Consider the following 3442-nt stretch of genomic DNA (forward strand, 5'->3'; position numbering starts at 1 on the left):
CCGCCTTCGGCGGCTGAAGGCCTTGACCCCGTCCGCTCGCCGGTCTGTCGGCTTGGCATGCGCTCGGTCATGGACCGAGCGCGAGAAAGACGCGCTCGCTCAGTTCACCGCAAGGCGTAGCGGCTGGGATCCCATTTTTCGCCGCGAGCGATCATCGTGTTGAGAATGACGACCAGCTTGCGCATGCAGGCAATCAGCGCAACTTTCGGCTCTTTCCCCCTGGCAATCAGCCGTTGATAGAAGGCCTTGAGCACCGGGTTGCTTTGGGTGGCTGCGCCGAGACAGGGCATATAGAGGGCGTTCCGGACCCAGCGGCGGCCGCCCTTGATGTGACGCTCACCACGCCGTTTGCCGCTGTCGTCGTCATAAGGGGCAGCTCCCAACAATGCGGCGGCGATCTCCTGGCGCACGGTCCCGAGTTCCGGCAGTCCCGCAAGAAGGACCGCAGAGGCCGTTTCGGCGAGGCCCGGCACGCTCTCGATGATCTCGGCGCGCGCGGCAAACGCCGGTGTGGCCTTGACCGTGACGACGATTGCATCCTCGAGCTTGGCAATCTCAGCATCCAGTCCCTTCAAGACGCGAGCGTGGGCTTTCTGCACCGCTCCAGGCACGGCATGCTCGTTCCGGCTCTGCAAGCGGGTCTTCAAATCGATCACGGCTTTGCGCGCCTTCACAAGGGCCGCCAACTCCTCACGTGCCACATCGTGGGTTTGGGTCGGCGCTTGCTTAAACGTTTCGGCGAACCAGGCGATCATCTCTGCATCGATGACATCGTTCTTGGCGAGCCGTCCCGCCGAGCGGGCGAAGTTGCGCACCCGCTTCGGATCGACGATCCACACCTCGAAGCAGGCCGTGCGCAGCGCCTTGGCCCAGTCCCGCTCGTAGCCGCCGGACGCCTCCATCACCGCCTTGTCGACCTTGTGCTTGCGCAACCAGGCGATCAGCTTGCGGCGCCCCTCCGCACTGCTCGGGAACGTTTGCCGTTGCGACGGCGAACGAATGCATGCATCCACCTTGTCCTTGGCGACATCAATACCGACGACAACGCGATCGTTTTGTGCCATCATCCACTCCCTTCCTTGCTCGGTTCGGGCTCGCAGCCCATGCAACTGTTCGGGTTGAGGAAGAACACCGGACCTGTCCCACGCTCCCTGACAGGCTCTCAGGCCTTTGAGCGCGCACGGGCTCAGATCCAGCGACGGGCGGTTGGTGAGAACCGCCCGTTCGCACATTCTGGCAGGTTTTGAGGACACAAGAGCGCGGTATAAGCTGTAAAGCCATTGCGCAGGGAAGGCCGGATTGTTCCGACCATGCCTGTGGTTCTCTCCCCGTGCTTTTTTTATGCACGGGGGCCGCGGGTGTGGCGGACACCCGGCCTTCCCTGCGCCCTCTTCAATCGAGAGGGCGGCACCAGCAACAACTCGGACGCGATGTCGCGTCGCGAGAACGCGAGCGCTCATGTCAGCGGCTGTTTGAAATCTTGAATCAGCACATGGGTCGCCTGGCCTTGCGCCGGCACCACCAGCAAAACGCGCGCCCGACGCTCAGCCGGATCAAGCACACAACTGCAAATGCTCGGGCGGACGTTCAAATCGGTCCGGGCGCGCCATTCTCAGACTTGCATATCGCCCTGGCACCCGCGTCGCGCACGTCATTCCCGGCGATAGCCGATCTTGAGGCTCTCGGCCGTCGGATTGCCCTCCCGATCCGGCCTGATTTCGTAGCTCAGGCGCGTCCCCGGCACGAGGCTGGTGTAGCCCGCCTGCCGCACCGCCGTGATGTGGACGAACAGATCCCCGCCGCCGTCATCGGGGATGATGAAGCCATAGCCTCTTGCGGCATCGAACCATTTCACGCGACCACTCAGCATTGTCACCTCTTCCGTGACGTGACGACCAGCAGGGAAGCGTGTTGAAGCGCGGCGGCCTTGATTCACGGCGTCAACCCCGGTCGTTCGCCATCGGAGCCTGCTGCTGGGCTCGGCCGACGCTCGGGAGCGTCCGCGTCGGGCGATATGGCAGCATCATCGTCTGCGTCGTCAGCAACCATGGCATCCACATCAATCGTACGGCCTGCGCCCATAACGTGAAGGGATCGGCGACCTGAACGAACTGCCCGAACGCTTCGAAGGACGGCGTGGCGCGCAGGTTGATCGAGGTCTCCTCAAAGTCGCCGTCCGGTGATTGGCGGTGAACGATATCGACGGCGAGACCGGGCAGATCAGCGCTTGCTTTGGTGACATCCATTTCGCTCTCCCGCTCGTAGGTCCTCGGCATGAGATCTGTCTCGACGCGATGTTCTGTCCCGCTAATTTGATACGCCTCCGGCCGCGATGAGCCCGATGACAAACACGCCGCCCGCGCGGCCTGCTCACTTCATCGGCAGGCCCTTGGTGGTGAAGCGCTGCGTCCGGCCGGCGGGCCGCACGGGCCGCCGCGTGCCGGCGGCCTTGCCGGTGCCCGGCGGCTGGTGTGCCGGCACGAGCTGGTCGGGGCGCGGGCCGATCAGGTCGGCGCGGCCCATCTGTTTCAACGCCTCGCGCAGCAGCGGCCAGTTGTCCGGGTCGTGATAGCGCAAGAACGCCTTGTGCAGCCGTCGCTGCCGCAGGCCCTTGATCGCCTCGACCTTGTCGCTGCCGCCGTGCCGCACGCCGCGCAGCGGATTGACGCCGGTATGGTACATCGCCGTGGCGGTCGCCATCGGCGAGGGCAGGAAGGTCTGCACCTGGTCGGCGCGGTAGCGGTTTGTCTTGAGCCACAGCGCGAGGTTCATCATGTCCTCGTCGGTCGTGCCCGGATGCGCGGCGATGAAATAGGGGATCAGATAGTATTTCTTGCCGGCCTGCTTGGCGGCGGCATCGAACATCTGCTTGAAGCGGTTGTAGGCGCCGATGCCCGGCTTCATCATCTTGTCGAGCGGGCCGCGCTCGGTATGCTCCGGCGCGATCTTCAAATAGCCGCCGACATGATGGGTGACGAGCTCCTTGATGTAGGCGGGGCTTTCGACCGCGAGGTCGTAGCGCACGCCGGAGGCGACCATCACCTTTTTGACGCCCTGCACCTCGCGCACCTTGCGATAGAGCCGGATCAGATCGTCATGCGAGGTGTTGAGGTTCGGGCAGATGTCGGGAAACACGCAGGACGGCCGCCGGCACAGCGCCTCGACCTTCGGGTCCTTGCAGGCCATGCGGTACATGTTGGCCGTGGGGCCGCCGACGTCCGAGATGACGCCGGTGAAGCCGGGCGTCTTGTCGCGAATGCGCTCGATCTCGCGCAGGATCGAGCCTTCCGAGCGGCTCTGGATGATGCGGCCTTCATGCTCGGTGATGGAGCAGAAGGTGCAGCCGCCGAAGCAGCCGCGCATGATGGTCACCGAGAATTTGATCATCTCCCAGGCGGGGATCTTCGCATCGCCATAGGACGGATGCGGCGCGCGGGCATAG

General features: G+C 64.2%; 4 protein-coding genes. All 4 read right to left on the minus strand.

The window, feature by feature from the left end; genetic code table 11:
- Positions 1 to 104: 104 nt before the first annotated feature.
- Positions 105 to 1232: an IS110 family transposase gene (locus JOZ76_RS02725; protein WP_291697094.1), complete on the minus strand. Its 1128-nt coding sequence runs from the start codon at positions 1230 to 1232 to the stop codon at positions 105 to 107.
- A gap of 419 nt (positions 1233 to 1651) precedes the next feature.
- Complete coding sequence (locus JOZ76_RS02730; RefSeq protein WP_291697095.1) at positions 1652 to 1870, minus strand: cold-shock protein; 219 nt, start codon at positions 1868 to 1870, stop codon at positions 1652 to 1654.
- Positions 1871 to 1940: 70 nt separating this feature from the next.
- Positions 1941 to 2246 (minus strand): hypothetical protein, encoded by a 306-nt coding sequence (locus JOZ76_RS02735; protein ID WP_291697096.1) that lies wholly within the window; start codon positions 2244 to 2246, stop codon positions 1941 to 1943.
- A 124-nt stretch (positions 2247 to 2370) separates the two neighbouring features.
- Positions 2371 to 3442: DUF3362 domain-containing protein (locus JOZ76_RS02740; protein ID WP_291697097.1), on the minus strand; the 1072-nt coding region annotated here is incomplete at its 5' end.

The organism is Bradyrhizobium sp. (assembly GCF_019244115.1).
Classification (GTDB): domain Bacteria; phylum Pseudomonadota; class Alphaproteobacteria; order Rhizobiales; family Xanthobacteraceae; genus Bradyrhizobium.

Coding starts and splice junctions, on each gene's coding strand:
- JOZ76_RS02725 (WP_291697094.1), bottom strand. CDS start 1,232: ATGTGCGAACGGGCGGTTCTCACCAACCGCCCGTCGCTGGATCTGAGC.
- JOZ76_RS02730 (WP_291697095.1), bottom strand. CDS start 1,870: ATGCTGAGTGGTCGCGTGAAATGGTTCGATGCCGCAAGAGGCTATGGC.
- JOZ76_RS02735 (WP_291697096.1), bottom strand. CDS start 2,246: ATGGATGTCACCAAAGCAAGCGCTGATCTGCCCGGTCTCGCCGTCGAT.